A 5,798-nucleotide genomic window follows, 5' to 3' on the forward strand; every position below is an offset into this window, starting at 1 on the left:
CATAATAGACCCTCATTTGGAATGAGGTGCAAATCCTCAACTATTCCCGTAACTGTAATTAGTACAACGCTTTAAGTCAGATACAAATGAGCAATACCAATCAGCATAAATATTTGAACAATTTAACGAATTAAATTTATCGCTTAATAGGTTCTATATCTAAATAGATTGGTATAATTTTTTAACGAGCGGGTTTACTCATTTTTATTAATGCACTAGTTATTGTTAGCTGTATTGTTAGTGAGTACACGCCTACCAAGGACTCACTGTTGCACACTAAATCAGCGCTAAACACGCCTTTACTAAACGTTAAAAACGTATCATGGGGTATTGGCAATAAAACGATTCTCAAAAAAATAAACCTTAAAATAACCACAGGTAAATTTGTTGGTTTAATTGGACCTAATGGCGCAGGTAAATCGAGCTTATTGCGTTGTTTATATCGTTTTAATAAACCAAGTGATGGCGTTGTAGAGTTTAACAACACCGACATTTGGCAGCTAAAAAGTGATGAGTACGCAAAAAAAGTCGCGGTTGTTTTACAAGAAACCCCTTCGCAATTTAACTTAAGCGTATTTGATGTTATTGCACTTGGGCTAACGCCTCATAAATCGCTATTTAGCTCAATAACCAATATTGATAAACAAAAAATCATCCAAGCTATCAACACCGTAGGGTTAGTGGATCATATTGATCAAAGTTTTGAATCGCTCTCAGGCGGTGAAAAACAAAGAGCGCTTATTGCTCGTGCTATTGTGCAGCAACCTCAACTATTAATTATGGACGAACCAACCAGCCATTTAGATGTTAAATACCAAATACAGGTTATGGAGCTTGCTAAATCGTTGGGTGTAACGGTATTTGCATCGTTTCACGATTTAAACTTAGCCTCTGCAATGTGCGATGAACTAGTGGTTATTAAAAACGGTGAAATTACACATACAGGCACGCCAAGTGAGGTATTAACCGAAAACATGCTAGGCGACGTTTTTGGTGTTTGCGCCCAAGTAAATAACCACCCGCAAATATCGAAGTCGGGAAATAGCATCCCTCATATCACTTACTTTTATGGCTACAAATAATATGAGCGCAGTTAATACTCGCCAATCATTTGCGCTATTTATAAGTGTTGTAGCTGCTTTATTTAGCTTATTTGCAGCACTTAGTTTTGGCGCAGCAGAGACCTCACTTCAAGATGTATTTAATAGCTTTTTATTCTCAAATGATGCGTCTTTTAATTCGCGTATTATTTTTGAACTAAGAATGCCACGCACATTACTCGCCTTTTTAGCAGGCTCTGGCTTAGCAATTGCGGGGCTTATTTTACAAACGGTAACGCGTAACCCTTTAGCCGATCCTTACTTATTTGGTATATCGTCGGGTGCCTCATTTGGCGTGGTGTTACTTATGGCGCTAGCAGGCATTAGCGCAGGCTTTATGCTATCGGCAGCAGCACTGCTGGGCAGCTTACTCGCTATGAGTTTATTAATACTTATTGCAGGTAGGCAGCAAAGTGCACAGGTAGAATCAATGTTATTAGCTGGTGTTGCTCTGTCATTTTTATTTAGTGCATTTACCAGTTTGTTGCTTTATTGGAGCGACCCTCAGGCGGTAGCCGCTATTTTATTTTGGACACTGGGCAGCTTTGCTCGTGCGCAGTGGGCTACGCTTTGGTTACCTTTATTGGTAATCACATTGTGTACGTTTGTAATGCTGAGCTTTAGAAGGCAACTCAATGCTATGTTACTTGGCGATGAAAGCGCAATTACATTAGGTGTTAGGGTCCAGCGCTTTAGAATACTTATGCTGGTTTTGAGCTCATTAATTACCGCTGTGCTGGTGGCTATGTGTGGTGGTATTGGGTTTGTAGGATTAATGGTACCGCACATTGTGCGCTTTTTTATATCCCAAGGCACCATCGCTGGCTTACTGGTAACCAGCTTAGTGGGCGGTACATTTATGGTGTGGGTTGATGTACTTTCGCGCTCCTTGCTAAAAAACCAAGAATTGCCCGTAGGCGTTATTACTGCTGCTATTGGTAGTGTGTTCTTTTTAAGTTTATTGTTTTTTAGAAAGCGAAGGGTGTAATTCCATGAAAACCTTAATGGTGCAAGGCACTACTTCCGACGCAGGTAAAAGCACTTTAGTTGCAGCCCTTTGCAGGGTATTTGCTAAGCGAGGGGTAAAGGTTGCGCCTTTTAAACCACAAAATATGGCACTTAATAGCGCAGTAACAAAAGATGGCGGCGAAATTGGTCGTGCGCAAGCTTTGCAAGCAATAGCAGCTAAAGTAGAGCCCGAAATAGATTTTAACCCTATATTACTTAAGCCTAATAGCGACACGGGCGCACAAGTGATTATTCACGGAAAAGCCATTAGTAATATGGAAGCTGGCAAATATCACGACTATAAAAAAGTCGCGATGGATGCAGTAATTACCTCACATAACCGCTTAGCTAAACGCTTTGAATTACTCCTTGTTGAAGGAGCGGGGAGCCCTGCTGAAATAAACCTGCGTGAAAACGATATTGCCAATATGGGTTACGCCGAAGAGGTAGATTGCCCTGTTATTATAATTGCCGATATTGATAAAGGTGGTGTGTTTGCACATTTGGTAGGTACGCTTGCGTTGTTAAGCGAGTCAGAACAAGCGCGCGTAAAAGGCTTTGTTATAAACCGCTTTAGAGGCGATATAGGTTTGCTGCAAGGCGGGCTAGATTGGCTTGAAGAATACACAAACAAACCCGTACTTGGTGTATTACCTTATTTGCACGACCTAGCGCTTGACGCTGAGGACGCCGTTGCAATTGATAATAACGTAACCAATGCCACAATTAATATTGCAGTGCTGCTCGTGCCACACATTAGTAATCATACCGATTTTGATGCACTGCGTTTGCACCCAAACATTAATATAAATTATGTGCGCCACACGCAAACGATCCCAGAAGTTGATCTGATCATTCTACCAGGCAGTAAAAACGTGCTGGGGGATTTAACCTTTTTGAAAAATGAAGGCTGGGATTTACAAATTAAGCGCCACTTACGCTATGGTGGCAAAGTACTTGGAATTTGTGGCGGCATGCAAATGCTGGGCAATACGCTCAACGATCCCGATGGTATTGAATCGTCATTAAAGCAAGTAAATGGGCTTGCTCTGTGCGATTTTGAAACCACGCTGACAACACAAAAAGTATTAACCAAAATAACCGCTACACTACTTTTAAATAACCAATCAACACCCTGTAGTGGTTACGAAATACATGCAGGTATTAGCCAAGGTGCAGCGCTTAATAAGCCGTTTTTAACCTTTGACGAAAACCACCCAAATGGCTTTAAAACTGATGGCTTTATTAGTGATGATAATGCTATTGCAGGCACCTATTTACATGGTTTATTTGATGAAGCCGATGCTACATCGCAAATTTTAAAGTGGGTAAAACCAAGCGCTACCATTAATCCTATTAGTATTACCGATCACCGCGAGCAGCAGTTAGAGCGCTTAGCAACCATGTGCGAAACGCATTTAAATATACAGCAAATTATCTCGATTTATGAAGGGCACAATAATGACTGAACAAAATAACGATAAGCACCAACAACGCCAACAAAAAGTAAAAGAGCAAGTGGATGCACGTGTTGCTGCCGCACAAGATGTTAAAGGTATTTTTCAGGTAATTACCGGCAATGGTAAAGGTAAATCAACCTCGGGTTTTGGCGTTGTAGCACGCTGCGTAGGTCATGGTAAAAAAGCAGCCGTTTGCCAGTATATCAAAGGTACTTGGGAATGTGGCGAGCGTAATTTATTACAAGGTGCAGGTGTTGAGTTTGTTGTAATGAACACCGGTTTTACCTGGGATACGCAAAATAAAGAAGCTGATACCGCAGCCGCCCAAGCAACATGGCAAGAGTCAAAACGCATGCTTGCTGATAGCAGTATTGATTTAGTATTACTCGATGAACTTACTTACATGGTGACTTACGGTTACGTTGATTTAGATGAAGTAGTAACAGCGCTTAATAACCGCCCGCCAATGCAGTCGGTTATTATTACAGGGCGTGCAGCGCACCGCACTTTAACCGAACTTGCCGACACAGTAAGCGAAGTGCGTAATGTAAAACATGCATTCGATTCAGGCATAAAAGCGCTTGAAGGGTTTGATTACTAATGTTTAAAGCGTTTTTTATTGGGCTGCTGCTTTTTAGTTTATCGGGCAGTGCACTTGCAGAGCAGACTAATGATTCTAAAAAACTGCGAATAATCGCGCTTGCACCACATATAGTTGAAAACCTATTTGCCATAGGGGCGGGCGATAATATTGTGGGCACGGTTGATTATGCCGACTATCCTGCTGAGGCCCAAAGTATTGAGCGCATAGGGGGTTATTACGGCATCTCGCTTGAAAAAGTATTGGCGCTTAAACCCGACTTAGTAATTGCGTGGAAAAGCGGAAATCAAAGCGAAGATTTAGCCCAAATAGAGCGCCTGGGCATAAAAGTATATTTAAGTAACCCGACCACAATCGCTGGTGTAGCCGACGAGTTACTTACTTTTGGTGAATTTACAGGGAATATTGAGCAAAGCCAGCAAGCGGCAAATGCATTTACACAAAAACTAAACGCGATTGTTAAAAGCCAGCAAGATAAAAAAAATATTACCGGATTTTATCAGTTATGGGCTGAGCCTATGATGACAGTAAGTAAAAATACGTGGATAAGCCAACTGATTGAAACATGCCATGTAAGTAATGTATTTGCCGATAGCGTTACAGATTATCCGCAAATTAGTATCGAAAATGTCATTGTTACTAAGCCACAAGTTATTATTATCCCTGATGAAAAATCAAAAACACCACAGCCGGTTGTTAATTGGCAAAAGTGGCCAGAAGTGCCAGCAGTTAAAAATGATCAATTTATTAGCGTAAATGCCGATTTATTACATCGGTTTACCCCGCGTATGCTAGATGGACTGGCGGATATGTGTGATAAAATAGACGCATCACGTAAACAGATTAAGAGTACACAATGAGCGATTGGGCTACATTTTTAGAAAGTGAATTACAGCAACCTTATATGCAACAAACGTTAGAGTATGTGGCTAATCGCCGCAATGAAGGCGTTGCTGTTTATCCGCCTGAACCTCAAGTGTTTAGCGCTTTTGATGCTACAGCACTTAATAACATTCGCGTTGTAATTTTAGGGCAAGACCCTTACCACGGTGAAGGGCAAGCGCATGGTTTATGTTTTTCGGTATTGCCTGAAGTTAAAAAACTGCCACCGTCGCTTAAAAATATATATAAAGAGTTAGCTGTCGATATCAGCGGGTTTATTATTCCTGAGCATGGTTACCTGCAAAGCTGGGCAGATCAGGGCGTGTTTTTACTCAATACAGTATTGACCGTTGAGCAAGGGCAAGCGCATTCTCATAAGCATTTAGGGTGGGAGCAATTTACCGATAATGTAATAGCGCATATTAATAAACACTGCGAAGGTGTGGTATTTATTTTATGGGGTGCACATGCACAAAAAAAAGGTAAAGGCATAGATAGCGCTCGCCATCATGTTTTAAAAGGGCCGCACCCATCACCGCTTTCGGCGCATAGAGGCTTTTTTGGCTGTCAGCATTTTTCAAAAACGAATGAGCTATTACAAGCCCAAGGTGAAAAACCGATTAACTGGCAGGTGTAAATAACCTGAGCTCTGAATAATAAATTTATCTCATGCAGCTATTTTCAGCGCATTAAAAAAGGCTTCCATATATCGGAAGCCTTTTTGTTTAGTTGGGGCGTATTGAATTA

The 5,798-nt window shown here is 41.1% G+C and carries 6 protein-coding genes; all 6 read left to right on the plus strand.

Features of this window, described 5'->3' with window-relative positions:
* The first annotated feature begins 269 nt into the window (after nucleotides 1-269).
* The 6 genes from GQR46_RS15105 to ung are packed head-to-tail and all read left to right on the plus strand — an operon-like array spanning nucleotide 270 to nucleotide 5,688.
* The gene (locus tag GQR46_RS15105) at nucleotides 270-1,082 is read left to right on the plus strand and encodes an ABC transporter ATP-binding protein (RefSeq protein WP_165741358.1); all 813 of its coding nucleotides are present in this window, start codon (nucleotides 270-272) and stop codon (nucleotides 1,080-1,082) included.
* A gap of 1 nt (nucleotide 1,083) precedes the next feature.
* Nucleotides 1,084-2,088 (plus strand): iron ABC transporter permease, encoded by a 1,005-nt coding sequence (locus GQR46_RS15110; protein ID WP_165741359.1) that lies wholly within the window; start codon nucleotides 1,084-1,086, stop codon nucleotides 2,086-2,088.
* Nucleotides 2,089-2,092: 4 nt separating this feature from the next.
* Nucleotides 2,093-3,577, plus strand: a complete 1,485-nt coding sequence (locus GQR46_RS15115) for a cobyric acid synthase (RefSeq protein ID WP_165741360.1) — start codon at nucleotides 2,093-2,095, stop codon at nucleotides 3,575-3,577.
* The gene (cobO, locus tag GQR46_RS15120) at nucleotides 3,570-4,169 is read left to right on the plus strand and encodes a cob(I)yrinic acid a,c-diamide adenosyltransferase (RefSeq protein ID WP_165741361.1); all 600 of its coding nucleotides are present in this window, start codon (nucleotides 3,570-3,572) and stop codon (nucleotides 4,167-4,169) included. The genes GQR46_RS15115 and cobO overlap by 8 nt, the downstream gene beginning before the upstream one ends.
* Entirely contained in the window at nucleotides 4,169-5,029 is an 861-nt protein-coding gene (locus GQR46_RS15125; protein ID WP_165741362.1) for a cobalamin-binding protein, read from the plus strand. Before cobO ends, GQR46_RS15125 begins: the two co-directional genes overlap by 1 nt.
* Entirely contained in the window at nucleotides 5,026-5,688 is a 663-nt protein-coding gene (ung, locus tag GQR46_RS15130) for a uracil-DNA glycosylase (RefSeq protein ID WP_165727213.1), read from the plus strand. The genes GQR46_RS15125 and ung overlap by 4 nt, the downstream gene beginning before the upstream one ends.
* Nucleotides 5,689-5,798 lie beyond the last annotated feature (110 nt).

It is taken from the genome of Pseudoalteromonas sp. Z1A6 (assembly GCF_011378745.1).
GTDB classification, from domain to species: Bacteria; Pseudomonadota; Gammaproteobacteria; order Enterobacterales; family Alteromonadaceae; genus Pseudoalteromonas; species Pseudoalteromonas arctica.